This is a genomic window from Croceitalea sp. P059 (assembly GCF_031846365.1).
Taxonomy (GTDB): domain Bacteria; phylum Bacteroidota; class Bacteroidia; order Flavobacteriales; family Flavobacteriaceae; genus Croceitalea; species Croceitalea vernalis.
Map to the genome: position 1 here is coordinate 705,061 of NZ_JAVRHW010000002.1, position 17,708 is coordinate 722,768.

General features: G+C 34.9%; 16 protein-coding genes. 11 read left to right on the top strand and 5 right to left on the bottom strand.

The window, feature by feature from the left end:
* Positions 1-113 precede the first annotated feature (113 nt).
* From RM542_RS09495 to RM542_RS09520, 6 genes are all read left to right on the top strand, one after another.
* The gene (locus RM542_RS09495; protein WP_311385508.1) at positions 114-1,820 is read left to right on the top strand and encodes a phospho-sugar mutase; all 1,707 of its coding nucleotides are present in this window, start codon (positions 114-116) and stop codon (positions 1,818-1,820) included.
* A gap of 3 nt (positions 1,821-1,823) precedes the next feature.
* Positions 1,824-3,647, top strand: coding sequence for an ABC transporter ATP-binding protein (locus tag RM542_RS09500; protein ID WP_311385509.1), 1,824 nt, complete (start codon positions 1,824-1,826; stop codon positions 3,645-3,647).
* Between the two features lie 66 nt (positions 3,648-3,713).
* Positions 3,714-4,256: an RNA polymerase sigma factor gene (locus RM542_RS09505; RefSeq protein ID WP_311385510.1), complete on the top strand. Its 543-nt coding sequence runs from the start codon at positions 3,714-3,716 to the stop codon at positions 4,254-4,256.
* A 33-nt stretch (positions 4,257-4,289) separates the two neighbouring features.
* The gene (locus tag RM542_RS09510; RefSeq protein WP_311385511.1) at positions 4,290-4,802 is read left to right on the top strand and encodes a hypothetical protein; all 513 of its coding nucleotides are present in this window, start codon (positions 4,290-4,292) and stop codon (positions 4,800-4,802) included.
* Positions 4,786-5,232, top strand: a complete 447-nt coding sequence (locus RM542_RS09515) for a hypothetical protein (protein ID WP_311385512.1) — start codon at positions 4,786-4,788, stop codon at positions 5,230-5,232. Before RM542_RS09510 ends, RM542_RS09515 begins: the two co-directional genes overlap by 17 nt.
* A 113-nt stretch (positions 5,233-5,345) precedes the next feature.
* Positions 5,346-5,696 carry a DUF6515 family protein gene (locus RM542_RS09520; protein WP_311385513.1) on the top strand — a complete coding sequence of 117 codons (351 nt, stop codon included), beginning with the start codon at positions 5,346-5,348 and terminating at the stop codon, positions 5,694-5,696.
* A gap of 51 nt (positions 5,697-5,747) precedes the next feature.
* Here RM542_RS09520 and RM542_RS09525 read toward each other — a convergent pair whose 3' ends face one another.
* The 3 genes from RM542_RS09525 to RM542_RS09535 all read right to left on the bottom strand — a co-directional run bounded on the left by RM542_RS09525 (position 5,748) and on the right by RM542_RS09535 (position 8,124).
* The gene (locus tag RM542_RS09525) at positions 5,748-6,569 is read right to left on the bottom strand and encodes a hypothetical protein (protein WP_311385514.1); all 822 of its coding nucleotides are present in this window, start codon (positions 6,567-6,569) and stop codon (positions 5,748-5,750) included.
* Positions 6,570-6,590: 21 nt separating this feature from the next.
* Positions 6,591-7,688 carry a YHYH protein gene (locus RM542_RS09530; RefSeq protein ID WP_311385515.1) on the bottom strand — a complete coding sequence of 366 codons (1,098 nt, stop codon included), beginning with the start codon at positions 7,686-7,688 and terminating at the stop codon, positions 6,591-6,593.
* A 145-nt stretch (positions 7,689-7,833) separates the two neighbouring features.
* A complete protein-coding gene (locus RM542_RS09535; protein ID WP_311385516.1) occupies positions 7,834-8,124 on the bottom strand; it encodes an EF-hand domain-containing protein in 291 nt (96 codons plus the stop codon).
* 344 nt (positions 8,125-8,468) lie between these two features.
* On the opposite strand from RM542_RS09535, the gene RM542_RS09540 reads away from it, so the two are divergent.
* Complete coding sequence (locus tag RM542_RS09540; protein WP_311385517.1) at positions 8,469-8,705, top strand: hypothetical protein; 237 nt, start codon at positions 8,469-8,471, stop codon at positions 8,703-8,705.
* Between the two features lie 10 nt (positions 8,706-8,715).
* On the opposite strand, the gene RM542_RS09545 is transcribed toward RM542_RS09540, so the two are convergent.
* Complete coding sequence (locus RM542_RS09545) at positions 8,716-9,750, bottom strand: VPS10 domain-containing protein (protein WP_311385518.1); 1,035 nt, start codon at positions 9,748-9,750, stop codon at positions 8,716-8,718.
* Positions 9,751-9,801: 51 nt separating this feature from the next.
* Here RM542_RS09545 and RM542_RS09550 point away from each other — a divergent pair, with 51 nt between their 5' ends.
* The gene (locus RM542_RS09550) at positions 9,802-11,013 is read left to right on the top strand and encodes a methyltransferase domain-containing protein (protein ID WP_311385519.1); all 1,212 of its coding nucleotides are present in this window, start codon (positions 9,802-9,804) and stop codon (positions 11,011-11,013) included.
* Here the strand turns inward: RM542_RS09550 and RM542_RS09555 are convergent.
* Complete coding sequence (locus tag RM542_RS09555) at positions 11,010-12,602, bottom strand: amidohydrolase (protein ID WP_311385520.1); 1,593 nt, start codon at positions 12,600-12,602, stop codon at positions 11,010-11,012. The two genes, RM542_RS09550 and RM542_RS09555, sit on opposite strands and share 4 nt — an antisense overlap.
* Positions 12,603-12,897: 295 nt before the next feature.
* Between RM542_RS09555 and purL the strand changes: the two genes are divergently transcribed.
* The 3 genes from purL to RM542_RS09570 are packed head-to-tail and all read left to right on the top strand — an operon-like array spanning position 12,898 to position 17,707.
* Complete coding sequence (gene purL, locus RM542_RS09560; RefSeq protein ID WP_311385521.1) at positions 12,898-16,569, top strand: phosphoribosylformylglycinamidine synthase; 3,672 nt, start codon at positions 12,898-12,900, stop codon at positions 16,567-16,569.
* Between the two features lie 28 nt (positions 16,570-16,597).
* On the top strand, positions 16,598-17,254 hold the full coding sequence (locus tag RM542_RS09565; protein WP_311385522.1) for a DinB family protein: 657 nt from the start codon (positions 16,598-16,600) through the stop codon (positions 17,252-17,254).
* Positions 17,255-17,257: 3 nt separating this feature from the next.
* Positions 17,258-17,707, top strand: a complete 450-nt coding sequence (locus RM542_RS09570; protein WP_311385523.1) for a GNAT family N-acetyltransferase — start codon at positions 17,258-17,260, stop codon at positions 17,705-17,707.
* The last annotated feature ends 1 nt before the right edge of the window (position 17,708 follow it).

The following is a 17,708-nucleotide window of genomic DNA, read 5'->3' on the forward strand; positions in this document are numbered from 1 at the left end:
AAAAAAAGGCCTTATAACCCAATTTGATGGTTATTTTAATAATTTTTTACTTTTTGCGTTATTAAGTGAGAATATTCTGATGTAATTTTGATTTAAATAAGAAACTGAAATCTATGGATTCTACAATAGCAACAGCAAACACTTGGCTAACAGATTTTTTTGATACGGAAACAAAGAAGGAAATTGAGAATCTGATGGCCTCTGACACCGAAGAACTAAATGAAAGGTTTTATAAAAACCTAGAATTTGGTACTGGAGGTATGCGCGGTGTTATGGGTGTTGGAACCAATAGAATTAATAAATATACTCTAGGTAAAAGTACACAGGGTTTAAGTAATTACTTGAAAAGAACATACCCAGATACCGAGATAAAGGTGGTAATAGCCTACGATTGTCGTCACAATAGTGACTCTTTATCGCAAGTTGTTGCAGAAGTTTTATCTGCCAATGGAATTAAAGTATTTCGTTTTTCAGCCCTTAGAACTACACCAGAATTATCTTTTGCTGTTCGTCATTTAAATTGCCATGCCGGTATTGTCTTAACTGCTTCACACAATCCACCAGAATATAATGGCTATAAAGTTTATTGGGGTGATGGTGGACAAATAGTACCGCCTGAGGACGGAGAAATCATTTCTGAAATTGATTCCCTCGCTTTTGAGTCTATTAACTTTAATGCAAACCATGATTTAATTGAAGCTATAGATACTGATGTTGATGAAGCTTTTTTCAATGAATCAGTTAAGAATGGAAACTTTAATGCCGCTGGTAAAGACGACTTTAAAATTGTGTTTACATCTATTCACGGAACTTCTATAACGGCTATACCTGAGGTTTTAAAACGTGGAGGGTATGCAAATGTCACTGTTATTGAAGAACAGGCCGTACCTGATGGTAATTTTCCAACCGTAAAATCACCTAATCCAGAAGAACCAGAAGCTCTAGCTATGGCGATAGCCAAAGCTGAAGAGATTGGAGCTGATATGGTCGTAGGAACGGACCCTGATAGTGACCGTTTAGGTATTGCTGTGCGTAATTTAGATGGTGAAATGGAACTATTGAATGGTAATCAAACTATGGTTTTGATGACTAAATTTCTGTTAGACCAGCATAAATCAAAAGGTTTTAAAGGAAATGAATTCATAGCTTCAACAATTGTATCAACGCCAATGATGGCGCAAATGGCAAATGCGTATGGTGTAGAATGCAAAACTTCATTGACCGGTTTTAAATGGATAGGTAAAATGATTAAAGACTTCCCGGAATCAACATTTGTTGGTGGTGGTGAAGAAAGTTTTGGATATATGGTTGGCGATTTTGTGCGTGATAAAGATGCTGTTACCTCTACCCTACTCGCTTGTGAAATTGCCTCACAAGCAAAAGCAAATGGTAGTTCTTTTTACAAAGACCTAATTGACTGTTATGTACAATTCGGATTTTACAAAGAGAAACTTATTTCAATCACAAAAAAGGGAATGAGCGGGGCTGACGAAATCAAGCAAATGCTTCAAGACTTTAAAGAAAACCCTGTAGCATCTGTTCAAGGTTCAAAGGTCCTTTGGATTGAAGACTATAATACCTCTATTTCTAAAAATGTTCAAACAGGTGAAGAAAAGTCAATTGATTTACCTAAATCTAATGTTTTGATTTATGAAACTGAAGACGGAACAAGAATTGCGGCTAGACCAAGCGGAACGGAGCCAAAAGTTAAGTTTTACATGAGTACTAACACAACTTTAACCAAAGCCGAGGACTTTAAATCCGTAAATTCGCAGCTAGATTCCAAATTAGAAGGAATCGTTGCTGAATTGAATTTATAGTGAATGAATTACTTTAAAAAGATTTTACGGTTTGCGATACCCTATCGCAAATTCGGATTCTTAAATATTTTTTTTAACATACTTTATGCCTTATTCAGTGCTCTTTCTTTTGCGGCACTAATACCAATGCTAGATGTATTGTTTAAACCAGAAGATAAGGTATATAAAGAACCATTATATACAGGTTTTTCTGGATTAAAAGATTATCTCCAAGAATATATAAACTATCTCGTTACTTCTTATTCAGGTGATGATGAAATGAAAGGTTTAATATTGGTTGTAGGCTTGGTTTTAGTTTTATTTCTATTAAAAAATATTTTCAATTATTTAGCTATGTTTTTTATAACCTTTCTTCGAAATGGAGTTTTGAAGGATATAAGAAATAATATGTATAAGAAAGTAGTGGATTTACCTATTTCTTATTTTTCAGAAAAGCGAAAAGGAGATGTGATTGCTAGGATAACATCCGATGTTCTTGAAATTCAACATTCATTTTTATCAGTTTTGGAATTAATTGTGCGGGAGCCGTTAACAATTCTTTTTACCATATTAATAATGTTTGGAATTAGTGCGAAGCTGACCATTTTTGTTTTTCTTTTTATTCCTATTGCTGGTATGATTATTTCCAGAGTTGGTAAATCATTAAAAAAGAAATCAGATAGAGTTCAAAGAGAACAAGGTGAATTTCTTTCTATAGTCGAAGAAACATTAGGTGGCTTAAGAGTGATTAAAGCCTTTAACGCAGAATCCAAGTTTTATCAAACTTTTGCAAAATCGACTAACAGGTTCTTTAACTTTTCAAACAGTTTACTAAATAGAAAAAACCTTGCATCCCCCACCAGTGAATTCTTAGGTATTTTAGTTATTGGAGTATTACTATGGTATGGTGGAAAAATGGTATTAGTTGACCAAACCCTTGATGCATCTTCATTCATTGCTTATATGGGTTTAGCCTATAATATTCTTACTCCGGCTAAGGCAATAAGTAAAGCCACTTATGGAGTGAAAAAAGGAAATGCCGCTGCTGAGCGTGTTTTAGATATTTTAGAGACGCAAAACCCAATTAAAAATCCTAAATCTTCACAGTCCAAAGTTACATTTGAGAATTGTTTAGAGTTAAAGAATGTTTCATTCAAGTATGAAAACGACTATGTCTTGGAAGACTTCAACCTAAAAGTAAATAAAGGCCATACAGTTGCATTGGTTGGACAATCTGGTAGCGGTAAAAGTACCATTGCAAATCTGGCAACACGCTTTTATGATGTTAATAAAGGTGAGATTCTAATTGATGATATCAATATCAAAAATATTAAAAAGAAGTCTTTACGAAATCTCATGGGCCTTGTAACCCAAGATTCTATTTTATTCAATGATACGGTTAAAAACAATATTGGATTAGGTAAAGAAAGGGCAACCCATGAAGAAATAATTGAAGCGGCAAAAATCGCTAATGCTCATGAGTTTATTCTTGAACTACCTGATGGTTATGAAACTAATATTGGTGATAGTGGAAACAAACTGAGCGGTGGTCAAAAACAAAGATTATCAATAGCAAGAGCTGTTTTGAAAAACCCTCCAATAATGATTTTAGATGAGGCAACCTCTGCCTTAGACACTGAAAGTGAGCGTTTAGTTCAAGATGCCTTAGAGAAAATGATGCGCAATAGAACTTCAATTGTTATTGCTCATAGACTATCTACCATTCAAAATGCTGATTCGATTGTAGTTATGCACAAAGGAAAGATCATTGAACAGGGTACTCATGATGAACTCATGAAATCAGCAAAGAATTATAGAAAATTGGTTGAAATGCAAAACTTAGCATAGTTATTTAAAAACCATACGTTAAACCTTTTCATAACTTAGTAGTCTTAGTACTAAATAAGATTTCTTTTGATTGCCGAAGAAACCCTAGTCAACGAACTAAAGAATAAAGAATCACAAGCTAAAGCCTTTGAAGTATTAGTTAATACTTACAAAGAACGGTTGTATTGGCATATTAGAAGAATTGTATTGAACCATGATGATGCTGATGATGTTTTACAAAATACCTTCATCAAAGTATTTAGAAGTATAGATAAATTCAAGGGAGATAGTAAGTTATATTCATGGATGTATCGTATCGCAACGAATGAAGCCTTGACATTTTTAAAACAAAAATCAAGAAAGCTTGGTGTTAGTAATGAAGAATTACAAGAACAACTCATTGAGAATTTACAGGCTGATGTTTATTTTGAAGGTGAAGAAATTCAATTAAAATTACAACAAGCTTTGGCAACTTTACCTGAGAAACAAAAGTTAGTTTTTAACATGAAATACTACCAAGAAATGAAGTATGATGAAATTTCTGAAGTACTTGAAACATCGGTTGGAGCATTAAAAGCATCATATCATTTGGCGGTAAAAAAAATTGAAACGTATCTTAGAGCAGATTAAACCTTTTATAAAGTTGAAAGTCAAAATAGTATAATGAAAAAGAACCACAAAGATAAATTCAAAACCCCAGAAGGTTACTTTGAAAGCTTCAATGAGAGGTTGATGGATAAAATCGTTAAGGAAGAGTCTATTATTCCTTCTAGCGATGGCTTTTCCGTTCCCAAAGATTATTTTGACAATATCTCTACTACAATTCCAAATTATACGGAAACGAAGGTTATTGGTTTGAACAGTTATCGCAAATATTATGCGGTTGCAGCGACAATAGCAGTTTTAATTGCTTTGACATTATTTTTTACTCAAAACCAGGAAACTGAATATGGTTTTGAAGATTTGGCAAGTGCTGAATTAGATGCCTATTTTTTGAGTAATGACATGGACCTTAGTTCTGATGATTTAGCACAAGTAATTAATATTGAAGAAATTACCATGCTTGATATCATAGAATCAGAAGACCCACTTGGAAGTGAAATGATTTTAGAATATTTGGATGAAAATGTTGACGAAATTGAAGAATTAAACTTAGGTTATGAAGAATTTGAATAAAGTAGGAGTTATTTTATTGTTACTACTACTATCATATAGCGTTACAGCACAAGGGCCTGCTAGAGATAAAATTAAAACTCTTAAAGTGGCATATATCACCGAACAATTAGGATTGACAACTAATGAGGCTCAACAATTTTGGCCCATTTATAATGATCATGAACAAAAATTGAATCGTATAAGAAGTACTGAAAGAGAGCAATTTCAAGGTGTTCAAACAGATATGTCAATAGTTTCGGACAAAGAAGCCGATAAGCTAATTTTAAAATACTTGAGTCTTCAAACTCAAAAAAACGAAATTGAGCAAAAGTTTATAGCAGATTTAAGGCCTGTACTTTCTTCTAAAAAAATTATACTACTATTTAGAGCGGAGAGTAATTTCAAAAAAAGACTATTACAGCAATATCGCAACAGGCGCGGTCAGCGTTAAAAACTCGTTTTTCGATGAATAACACTAAAAATGAGCCAAATGGCTCCTTTTTTTATTAAACCCTAGTTCCAAAACGTAGTCATAGATATAGAAACCCAATTAAAATCTACGTTATGAAAAATTTAAAAACATTTTTAGCAGCAATTGCAATTTTAAGTGCAATGTTCATCTCGAACGCTCAAAAAAAAGTAGTTCGAGTCTACCCCACTCATGGAACGGTTGTTACTACTGTTACAAAACCTAAAATTATAGTTCATAAAAAGACCAACTTCTATTTTGCTGATGGTGTATGGTACAAAGCAAAAGGTAGAAAATATGTGGTGGTTGGAGCCCCTGTTGGCCTGAAAGTGAGAAAATTACCTAGAGGAAAAAAACTTGTAGTAATTAACGGCAGAAAACTCTATAGATATAAAGGAATTTGGTATAAAAAATCAGGTCGTAACTACGTGATTGTAAACGTATAATTCTTAAGTGTCAATGAAAACATAGAGGAGCGGTTTTTATCGCTCCTTTTTTTATTCAGTGTTCGTAGTTAAAGCAAACCAAAAGTCTAAAAGAACATCTTTTGATGGATTATCATTTGGTTGTCCACCCTGACCACCGCCTCTTTGTCCGCCTGCTCGTTGACCACCACCTCTTTGATTTCCAACTCTTTGACCCCCGCTTCCAAGGCTTATTCCACCTAGACTTCCATTTAAGCCTCCATCATTATCTCTTTCAACTTTCTCTTTAATAGTTTTAATACCAATTGTTAACTTTTCAAAATTCTTTTCAGAGTCTTTAATTAATAATGTTTTTGGAACAACCAGGTTATAAAATAACACAGTTTGTTCCTCATTAAAAGTAAATTTCGGTGCAATGTTTAGCGTGTTAAACATTACATGAAACTCTTCCGAATCTTTGAAATAGCTATACTCTGCCTCTTGAGGATAATCATTTTCTAAAATCTCTTTGACTTTATTTTTGATATCATTACCTTCTTTTTTAGAATCTTCTCCTCGAGGTTTTTCATTAGGTCTAGCCCCTCCTCTTTGACGTTTTTCTTGCTTACCAAAACCACGCTTTAAAGGTTCTGATGGATACTTCACATAAACGTTTTGCTTCTTTTTTCCTTTGATATCAAAAAAAGTAGTTACGCCCAGGTTGAGCATAGCCATCATAGTTTTAGGGTCTCTAGTATTAATATTTAGATAAAAATTAGTTTCATCTTGACTTATCTTATAAGTCACTTTATCGTTTTTCAACTTAGTAGTATCATTACTGAACATATCATTGTAATTCGAAAAACTAGATAAAATCCCTCCAATTATACTTAAAATCACAATACACTTTCTCATCATCCTCATTATAGTTACTGGTTACCTTTTTGGTCTACTATCGTAATCATTAAGATGTTTTTTTAATTCTTCTTTTGATAAAAAATCATCATTATTAGTATCTACCGATTTAAACATTTGTTTTAATGGACCTTCGGCTTCTGCCTCTGTAATTTTATAATCTTTATTCATATCCATTTTTTCAAATAATTCATTCAAATCTGGTTTTCCTGCGGGCCGATTAGGTGGTGGACCTCCTCTTTGATTTGACTCAAAAGCACCCATTAGGCAACGACTTACATATGGAAATTCTGAAGTGACTAAATACATATATTCATCATCAATTGTAATTCCATTACACTCATCTAAATCACCTAAACCATCAACAAATTCAAAATCCGAATTAAATGTACCGTCATGATGTCCTCCATCTGCAACCTCAACTGAAATACCGGGTCGTTCATATGAACAATCTTCACCTTCTCTAATACCTTCAACTAAACGATAGCTAGGTTTATATTTACCACTTCTAGAATAATAAATAGGAAAACCATCATGCGCGAAACCAATATGTACCAAATCTTCTAAATTCTCCATCGTTTCAATGATACTAACAGGTGCGCCATGATAATGGTAAGCGCCAGTTGGCTGGACATGAGCATTGTTAAAATCAAGACCTAAATCAATGATATCTTGAAAAGCTTCTACTCGATAATTTTCACCAGATTCGCATTGAACAACCTCCCCTGTTCCGGGTTCAAACTTAATGCCATTAATTGCAATACCTGGCTCTCTAATCCATGTTGGCTTCCCAACAAAAACCGGTTTTAACGGAAACTCAAATTTTCTATTTTGAGCGGCAATCGTATTTGGATTACCTTCATTTGGAAATTTCCCTGTATTATGATTTGGTAAAGAATTAGTAACCATAATTCGTTGCGTCTCAGTAATGGTTACACTAGTCTTGGTTCCATATACTTCATCAGATAGCATATATTCATCAAAATAATTTTGATCATCTAAATTGCTTACCTCCTTATGAACATGAGTATGTTCGCCATGTTCATGCTTTTTGTTTTTGCACGCGCAAAAACAAACTAAAATAATTAGGGCTAATAAAAGGTGTTTAGGTTTTATCATCATACTTTTTTTAAGGTCAGTTGCTTCTTAATGGCTAAATATCTTAAAAAAAGCTTCACGATTTCTCATGAAGCCTTTAACTCAAACCAATCAACCAAACCATAAATTTTTATTGGTTTAAGCGTTACTTAAACCATTGGAATTGCTATTTATTTCTTTCTCTTCTTTTAGGCTTTGGTGCTTTTTCCATTTCTTCTTCTGTGATAAAACCATCTTCATCCGCATCAATCTTTTTAAAATGATCTTTTAAAGGACCTTTTACTTCACTCTCTGCAAGTTTTCCATCCTTATTTTTATCCATCATTTCTAAAAGCTCACTAAAACTTGGTGGCTCTTGTCCTCTCTCTTTATTATTTGATTGTGCGCAAGCACTTTGAAAGGTAATCATGGTAATTCCGAATACTATTGTGGTTATTCTAAGTATATTACTTTTCATTTGTCATTATATTTATTGGGTTTGCTCTTTTTTAGATGTTCTTCTATTTTTAAACTTGCGCGATAGTATGTTAAATAAAAACCAAAAAAAATGGCATACCACTTTTCAAAAAAGTTACTTTTTTGACTTCCTTTGGAATATTTTGAATGAGATTAATTGGACTCCTTCGATTAAATGCACGCAGTTTCGGTTAAGTGTAAAAGTGCTAAAAAACGTTTGTCGAGGATAAAATACACTTCATCTAGACTTATGTCAGTTAACGATTATTTTTAATCGCTAAACGACCAAAATCCCTTTGAGAATAGGGCCTGGGTTAATTTTACAATGTAAAAATAACCCAAGACATGAAAACAGTTATAACCTTTATCTTCATCTTCTTCTTAACAATTGGAGCAATGGCACAAAGTACTTCTAAAGAAGTTAAGGTTGAAACTATAACAAATGGTGTTGAGTTAACAATAACAATTGAAAAGTCTACAACTGAAACTAATAAAGTTGCTCGTTTGTATATGTTTAAAAATTCTAGAGTAAAGAAAGCTTTAACTTTTAAGACAAAAAGAAACAAGTCTAAAATGGCTTAATTTGTTATTCTCATTTAAAAGTAAGTTTCGAAATTCTATTTCTACCAGCCGCATAAGCAACACTATCATTTAAAAACCGGATTGTATAAAATCCCTCTTCACTCAAGGTCTTCCAAGAAGAACCACCATCATTTGAATAATCAATTCCTGTAAATCCAACGGCCAATAAATCGTTACCTCCTGCATTTGGTATGTATTGTACACAACTTTTATACCCAGGTGCCATTCCATTAGCAATCAATTGCCACGTTTTTCCACCATCTTCAGTTAATATCTTATTCGCTTCATTGGCGTTAGGCGCCGTAAAATCCCCACCAATCGCAAAACCAAGGTTTTCATTATAAAAATCTATCGAATACATTCCTTGAGTTTCTTTTTCCTTAATAAATGGAGTTTCTAGAGAAATCCATGAATGTCCTTTATCATCAGAATAAAAGACACGACCTGAGGTCGTAGCAATCCAAACCTTATTCCCGATTAATTCAATATTTGTATTACTAGCGGCAAAAGCTCCTTCTTTATCAATCTCATTAGGTAATTCATAACAAGAAATTTTTTGCCAGGTATAACCTCCGTCTCTCGTAATTATAATTGATAAGCATCCTTCAAAAGTATCACCAACAGCAATACCCTCTTTATCATTCCAAAATTTCATTGCATCGTAAAATACACCCTCGCCTTCTTCTTTGTAAACCAATTCCATTTTTCCATTATCACCTGTTTTATACAACAATGCTGGACTTTGAATAGAAAGCATAAAAAAGTCCGTTGTCGTATGCGCTACAGCCCTAAATTGAGGAACAATAGTATCGTATTGCATAACATTAGTCCTTACTTTACCAGAAGTGACATCAACGGTACCGTACATTCCCTTACTACCAGCAAAAGCCAAAGTTTGTTGATCTAAAAACTCGATAGCTCGAATACTAACTGAATCCTGAAACACTGACTCCAACTTTACGGTGCTATAATTATGCGATTCTTGCGGATCTTGACAACTCAAAACAATAAAGCCGATGACACTGAATAATAAGTATTTCTTCATAGTATCAAAAATAAGGAACAAACCCTACCTTTGCAGCCTTATTTAAAAACCATGCGTTTACATAGAAATTTGGTCTTTGCTGTTATTGATGCCCTTGGCATGATATTTAATGAAAACGAATATGCCGATAAAGTAATTGAAAAAGTATTACGATATGATAAACGTTGGGGGGCACGTGATAGAGGTTTTATTGCTGAAACCACCTATGATATCGTAAGGTGGAAAAGACTTTATGCCGAAATAGCTGAAGTAAACTCCCCATATTCTAGACAAAATTTATTCCGTCTTTTTGCCGTCTGGTGCGTTTTAAAAGGAATACAATTACCTGATTGGAAACAATTAGAAGAAACACCGGAAAGACGTATTAAAGGGCGTTTTGATGAACTTTCTAAAATTAGAAAATACCGTGAATCTATTCCCGATTGGATTGATGATTTAGGAGAAAAAGCTTTAGGTGATAAACTATGGACTAAAGAAATAGCTGCCCTTAATGCTCAAGCAGAAGTAATTTTAAGAACAAATACGCTTAAAACTACCAAAGAAAAACTACGTCAAGCACTTAAAGCAGAGGAAATTGAAACAGAAACAATTTCAGGAGTTAAAGATGCTTTAAAGCTTGTAGTTCGTAAAAATGTGTTTGTTACACAGGCTTTTAAAAATGGTTGGTTTGAAGTACAAGATGCTTCATCACAATTGGTAGCCCCTTACTTAGAAGTAGCTCCTGGTCAACGTGTAATTGATGCCTGTGCTGGTGCAGGTGGTAAAACACTTCACCTAGCCTCTTTAATGGAAAATAAAGGACAGCTTATTGCCATGGATATTTATGAAAGTAAACTTAAAAAATTAAAGGTTAGAACTCGACGTAATGGTGTACATAATGTTGAAGGTAGAGCTATAGAATCTACAAAGGTTATTAAAAAATTACATAATTCAGCCGATAGGTTGTTATTAGATGCCCCTTGTTCTGGTTTAGGAGTTTTACGTCGCAACCCGGATTCAAAATGGAAGTTACAACCTGAATTTTTAGATAAAATTATGGGCGTTCAAAACTATATTCTGCGTAAATATTCCAAGATGGTAAAGCCAGGTGGTAAAATGGTATATGCCACCTGTTCTGTATTACCAGATGAGAATGTCAATCAAGTAAACTCATTTTTAGCGTCTGAAGAAGGGGAAAATTTTAAATTGGAAAAAGACCAAAATATTTATGCCTCAGAACATGGTTTTGATGGATTTTATATGGCTCTAATGGTTAAGAGTTAATCCTTTTTAATCGTCGGATATTCAACACCTAATTGCTCTAAATACGTATCGAATTTAGTTTCATCATAATAGAATTTCTCTAATTCAGAGCGAAATTCATCTTGCTTATCTTTATTCAAATAGATTGGCGGCATATCATCCGCAGAGATCATAGGCTCAAACTTTGTTTCCTTCGTTTGTTCATTTTTGAAATAATCCCAGGCCTCAGCTAACAATTTTGGTTTTGTTAAAAAATCTATGATTGTCATTGCTTCAGCCTTGGCACCTGCAACAACACCTTTATGAGCAATAGGCGTTGCCATTGTTATAGCATTACTCCAATGATGCCCCTGTAAACCAGGAATGTTTGACGGAAAACGCATTGTTACTGTAGGTATTTTCCATGAAATATCACCAATATCGTCAGATCCTCCACTTATTGGGTTAACCACTGGTAAACCAATAGGGCTTAATTTGGTTGCTAATCCTTCTATCTTTTTAGAATTTACTTCTGTTTGAACTGCTTTGGCTAATGTCTGGTCTGCTTCAGACCACATAGGTAAGCCGACCGTCTTGATGTTCTCATACATGGTTTCAGCAATCACTTTATTAAAGTGACGTGGCCAAGCAGCACCTAATACTCTTGAAGTCATAGTTGTCCCTGTCATTAAAGCTGCACCTTTAGCCATATCATTAGCAGTAGCATACATATCCATAATTCCTTCATACTCAATATCTCTAAAATAAAACCAGATTGATGCCTTTGAAGGAACAACATTGGGCTGATCACCAGAATCTGTAAAAATAGAGTGAGAACGTCTTAAAGGATGTAAATGTTCCCTTTTGTAGTTCCAACCAATATTCATAAGTTCTGCAGCGTCTAAAGCACTTCGTCCTCTCCAAGGTGATCCTGCAGAGTGCGCAGCCTCCCCTTCAAAAGAATATTCTACAGAAATTAATCCAGTTCCACGAGCGGGCCCATAACTTACGCTTAGATTACTGCTAACATGAGTAAAAATGCACATATCTATATCGTCAAAAAGACCATCACGAACATACCAAGCTTTAGCAGCAACCAATTCTTCAGCAATACCAGGCCAAACAATAAGAGTTCCACCTATATTTTCACGTTCCATAATTTTTTTGGTGGCAAGAACTGCAGAAATATTTAAAGGGATTCCCGAATTATGACCTTCGCCATGACCAGGTGCACCTTCAACCATGGGCTTATGATAAGCTACTCCAGGATATTGAGATGCTTTGGGTATACAATCAACATCACTACCAATTGCAATTGTTGGACCATCACCGTTGCTCCATTCTGCAAACCAAGCTGTTGGAATTCCAGAAATGGAATTTTCTATTTTGAAACCATTTGATTCTAAAATTCCAGTAAGATATTTAGAACTTTCTACCTCTTGAAAGCCAAGTTCAGCAAAGCTAAAAATCTTATCGACCATTACCTGTGCTTGTTTTTTTTCTGCTTCAACTAATGATGCCACTTCAGATTTTAATTTGGCAATCTGTTTTTTAGAATAAGTTTTTTGAGCAGCAATAGTAGTTGCAAAACTCACTGCTATTAAAAAAAATAGTGTTTTAAAAGTTCTCATGAAGGTTGGTCTTTATATTAGCTGGCTTAAGATAACAACTTAATTTCAGTTACTCAATTGACTTTTAAATATTTACTAGATTTTTAATTCCGATGCATCATAATTGGCGAATCCATATTTAAACAAACTCATTTCCAAATAAAATCGGCTGTTTTATGTAATGATAATTTTAAAAGGAAAATTAGGGATAGAAAACTATCAACAATACTAGTTAAAAACTGTATAGATTTAAACTAAAAAAGGCATTGAAAATTTGTAAATTTGCACTTTCCATTCTGCAAAAGAAAGCAACGATATGATTCATTTCTTTGGAGACCTAGCAACTAAAATTTTTGCGGTCCAAACTACTCAAGAAATTACAGCTGAAAACGAAAAAAAACTAACCTGGTTATTCGGTGAACAACCCAAAATAAACATGGCGTCTCTTGACGCCTTTTTTGTTGGCCCGCGCGCTGCAATGGTAACACCTTGGAGCACCAACGCTACTGAAATTACACAGAACATGGGTATTGAAGGAATTCTTAGAATTGAAGAATTCAAAGCAATTGCAGCAGATAGTGCTGATTTTGACCCCATGTTATTTCAAAAATATAGCGAACTAGGACAAGATATTTATACCATTGAGGTAACTCCAGAACCTATTTTAACAATAGAAGATATTGCCGCTTATAATAAACATGAAGGTCTGGCATTAAGTGATGATGAAGTTTCTTATTTAGAAAAATTAGCTGAAAATATCGGGAGAAAACTCACGGATTCTGAAGTATTTGGTTTTAGCCAAGTTAACTCAGAACACTGTCGCCACAAAATCTTTAATGGCACCTTTGTTATTGATGGCCAAGAGATGCCAAGTTCACTTTTTAAATTGATTAAGAAAACCTCAGCGGAATATCCAAACGACATTGTTTCTGCCTACAAAGACAATGTTGCTTTTGTAAAAGGACCAAAAGTGGTTCAATTTGCACCAAAAACTGCTGATAAACCAGACTTTTATGAGGAAGAGGAATTCGATTCAGTGCTTTCATTAAAAGCAGAAACTCATAATTTTCCGACCACAGTTGAACCTTTTAATGGGGCTGCAACGGGTTCTGGGGGAGAAATTAGAGATAGATTAGCAGGTGGTAAAGGTTCTTTGCCTTTGGCTGGAACAGCTGTTTATATGACAGCATATTCTAGACTTGAAGAAAATTCAAGGGAATGGGAGCATGCCTTTCCTGCTCGCCCATGGCTCTACCAAACTCCTATGGACATTTTAATAAAAGCCTCTAACGGAGCATCGGACTTTGGAAACAAATTTGGACAACCATTAATTGTTGGTTCAGTGCTCACTTTTGAGCATAAAGAAGGCAATAAACGATTAGGTTACGACAAAGTAATCATGCAGGCTGGAGGCATCGGTTATGGCAAAGCTGAACAAGCTTTAAAAGATACCCCTAAAAAGGATGATAAAATTGTAATTCTTGGTGGCGATAATTATAGAATTGGTATGGGAGGTGCAGCAGTATCTAGTGCTGACACTGGTGAATTTGAATCAGCAATTGAATTAAATGCTGTGCAACGTTCTAATCCTGAAATGCAAAAACGAGCGGCAAATGCCATCCGTGGGATGGTAGAAAGCCATGATAATCCTATCGTTTCTATTCATGATCATGGCGCTGGTGGACATTTAAATTGCCTATCAGAATTAGTAGAAGATACAGGTGGTCATATAGATTTGGATAAACTACCAGTAGGAGACCCTACCCTTTCGGCTAAAGAAATTATTGGTAATGAAAGTCAAGAACGAATGGGCTTGGTTATCGGCAAAGAAGATGCTGCTTTGCTTCAACTTATTGCTGAAAGAGAACGGTCCCCTATGTACGAGGTAGGTGATGTTACTGGTGAACATCGCTTTACATTTGAGTCTGCCACAAAAGGGGATAAACCTATGGATTTAGCCCTTTCTGATATGTTTGGAAGTTCACCAAAAACTATCATGAAAGATTCGACTATCAATTTCGAATTTAAAGATGCTCAATATTCTTTAGAAAACTTCCATGAATATTTAGAAAAGGTATTGCAATTGGAAGCAGTAGCTTGTAAAGATTGGCTTACCAATAAAGTTGACCGCTGTGTAGGTGGTAAGGTTGCTAAACAACAATGCGTTGGTCCGCTGCAACTACCTTTGAATAATGTTGGCGTCATGGCACTAGATTACAAAGGTAAAGAAGGGATAGCTACAAGTATTGGGCACTCCCCAGTTTCTGGTTTGGTAGATCCTGTTGCTGGTAGTAGAAATAGTATTGGTGAAGCACTAACTAATTTGGTTTGGGCGCCATTAAAAGATGGTTTACAATCGGTTTCACTTTCCGCCAATTGGATGTGGCCTTGTAAAAACGAAGGTGAAGATGCACGCTTATATAAGGCTGTAGAAGCTATTTCTGATTTTTCTATTGCTTTGGGTATTAATGTACCTACTGGAAAAGATTCATTATCAATGAAACAGAAATACAAAGACCAAGAAGTTATTGCTCCTGGTACTGTTGTAATTTCTGCTGCTGCAAATTGTAACGACCTTACTAAAGTGGTTGAACCAGTACTACAAAAAGAAGGAGGTTCTATTTACTATGTTAACTTATCTCAAGATGATTTTAAACTCGGCGGTTCTTCATTTGGACAAATTTTAAATTGTATTGGGAGTGAAGCACCAAGTATAAAGAATGCCGCGTACTTCAAAACGGCTTTTAATACATTACAGCAACTAATTAGAAAAGGACATATTATTGCTGGACATGATATTGGCTCTGGGGGTTTAATCACTACGTTATTAGAGTTATGTTTTGCAGATAACAATCTAGGCGTAGCACTCGATTTAACTGGCTTAGGTGAAAAAGATAGTATTAAAGCCCTTTTTGCTGAAAATATCGGCGTAGTCATTCAATCCAAGGATAATGGTATCGAAGCTTTGATGAGCAAAGCTGGATTAGATTTTTACACGCTAGGTAACGTAACACAAAACAACGAATTACAAATTAAGAATCATGGGGTTGACATAGGACTAAATATCTCATCACTGAGAGATTCATGGTTTAAAACCTCTTATTTATTAGACAATAAACAAACGTCAAACGGCTTGGCAAATGATCGTTTTGAAAATTACAAAACTCAAGAATTGAGTTATAGTTTTCCAAGTGCTTTTAATGGGTTGATTCCCGTGATATCCAACGGAGTAAAGAAGCCAAAAGCAGCTATTCTTCGTGAAAAAGGAAGTAACTCCGAACGTGAGATGGCCAATGCGATGTATTTAGCTGGTTTTGATGTAAAGGATGTGCATATGACCGATTTAATCTCTGGTCGTGAAACTTTAGAAGATATTCAGTTTTTAGGGGCCGTAGGTGGGTTTTCTAATTCCGATGTACTTGGCAGCGCCAAAGGTTGGGCTGGTGCCATAAAATATAACGAACGTGCCAACAAAGTAATCAATAATTTCTTTGCTAGACCTGATACCTTATCCGTTGGTATTTGTAACGGTTGTCAATTGTTTATGGAACTAGATTTAATCAATCCTGAGCATGAAATTCACGGCAAGATGACCTATAATGATTCTGGCAAACACGAAAGTAATTTTACTTCTGTAAAAGTTCAGCAAAACAACTCAGTGATGTTGTCTTCATTAGAAGGTACCACTTTAGGGGTATGGATATCACATGGTGAGGGTAAATTTAGTTTGCCCTTATCTGAAGACAACTACGATATTGTAGCTAAATATGGTTACGAAGGCTACCCTGCAAATCCGAATGGTAGTGATTTTAATACGGCGATGCTTTGTGATAAAACAGGAAGGCATTTAGTAACTATGCCACATATGGAGCGTTCTATTTTTCCTTGGAATTGGGCACATTATCCAAAAAACCGCCAAAAAGATAAAGTTTCTCCTTGGATACAAGCTTTTGTTAATGCTAGAGAATGGGTGGTAAAGAATTCGTAAATTAATGGTCAAACTTTAATCAAAGACCATGAAAGAACAACTATTTACCGCAGATAGAAGAAATTTCCTTAAAAAATCATCACTATTTACTCTTGGAGCCCTGGCTAGTACTAGTGTCATAGCAGCTCCACACCTTCAACCTTTAAGTAGTTACAGTCAAGATAGTGATGTTAATATAGTAGGGCCAAAAGAAGGTTATACACCGCAAATAGGAACTTTGGTCTCTATGATGAATTGGATGCGTATGGTTATTCTTTCACCAGTGCGTGGTATGAGTGCTTCTGATCTTGATTACTTGGTCGATGATGATGCTAATAGTATTGGAGCAATGCTTATGCATTTAGCTGCCACTGAACGTTTTTATCAAATACATACTTTTGAGAACAAGACATGGGGAGATTGGTCTAAAGAAGATTCAGAAAAATGGTCAGTAGCCTCTGGTCTGGGGGCTCAAGCCCGCAAAGAGATTAAAGGAAAACCCTTTGACTATTACCTTGAAGAAATGTCCAAGGTTCGGGAATATACGCTTGCAGAATTTAAGAATAGAGATGACGAATGGTTAATGTCCGTTGATAAAAATTTTCCTTGGGGACCCACTAATAACTACTGTAAATGGTTTCATGTTTGCGAGCATGAATCCAATCACAACGGTCAATTTAAATTTATAAAATCAAGAATTTCTTAAGGAATGACTATCCGCAATGCCATTAAATCTGATGTTTCTGCAATAGTCCAAATGATTGCAAATGATAAGTTGGGTAAGCTTCGTGAAAATTATCAAAACCCCTTACCTGACAGGTATTATGAAGCATTTCAAAATATTACAAATGACCCTAATCAAGAATTAATGGTAATTGAAGATAATAATAAAGTAATTGGAACATTACAATTATCATTTATTCAATACCTGACATATCAAGGTGGTATAAGGGCACAAATTGAAGCAGTTCGGGTTCATGAAGATTATCGAGGCAAAGGAATAGGACAAAAATTATTTAAATGGGCCATTTCTAAAGCCAAAGACAAAGCAGCTCACGTGGTACAATTAACAACGGACAAAAAGCGACCAGAGGCATTAGTCTTTTATGAAAAACTTGGATTTATAGCTTCTCATGAAGGAATGAAATTACACCTTTAAG

Coding starts and splice junctions, on each gene's coding strand:
- RM542_RS09495 (WP_311385508.1), top strand. CDS start 114: ATGGATTCTACAATAGCAACAGCAAACACTTGGCTAACAGATTTTTTT.
- RM542_RS09510 (WP_311385511.1), top strand. CDS start 4,290: ATGAAAAAGAACCACAAAGATAAATTCAAAACCCCAGAAGGTTACTTT.
- RM542_RS09540 (WP_311385517.1), top strand. CDS start 8,469: ATGAAAACAGTTATAACCTTTATCTTCATCTTCTTCTTAACAATTGGA.
- RM542_RS09550 (WP_311385519.1), top strand. CDS start 9,802: ATGCGTTTACATAGAAATTTGGTCTTTGCTGTTATTGATGCCCTTGGC.
- RM542_RS09565 (WP_311385522.1), top strand. CDS start 16,598: ATGAAAGAACAACTATTTACCGCAGATAGAAGAAATTTCCTTAAAAAA.
- RM542_RS09525 (WP_311385514.1), bottom strand. CDS start 6,569: ATGAGAAAGTGTATTGTGATTTTAAGTATAATTGGAGGGATTTTATCT.
- RM542_RS09555 (WP_311385520.1), bottom strand. CDS start 12,602: ATGAGAACTTTTAAAACACTATTTTTTTTAATAGCAGTGAGTTTTGCA.
- RM542_RS09530 (WP_311385515.1), bottom strand. CDS start 7,688: ATGATAAAACCTAAACACCTTTTATTAGCCCTAATTATTTTAGTTTGT.
- purL (WP_311385521.1), top strand. CDS start 12,898: ATGATTCATTTCTTTGGAGACCTAGCAACTAAAATTTTTGCGGTCCAA.
- RM542_RS09520 (WP_311385513.1), top strand. CDS start 5,346: ATGAAAAATTTAAAAACATTTTTAGCAGCAATTGCAATTTTAAGTGCA.
- RM542_RS09570 (WP_311385523.1), top strand. CDS start 17,258: ATGACTATCCGCAATGCCATTAAATCTGATGTTTCTGCAATAGTCCAA.
- RM542_RS09535 (WP_311385516.1), bottom strand. CDS start 8,124: ATGAAAAGTAATATACTTAGAATAACCACAATAGTATTCGGAATTACC.
- RM542_RS09500 (WP_311385509.1), top strand. CDS start 1,824: ATGAATTACTTTAAAAAGATTTTACGGTTTGCGATACCCTATCGCAAA.
- RM542_RS09545 (WP_311385518.1), bottom strand. CDS start 9,750: ATGAAGAAATACTTATTATTCAGTGTCATCGGCTTTATTGTTTTGAGT.
- RM542_RS09515 (WP_311385512.1), top strand. CDS start 4,786: ATGAAGAATTTGAATAAAGTAGGAGTTATTTTATTGTTACTACTACTA.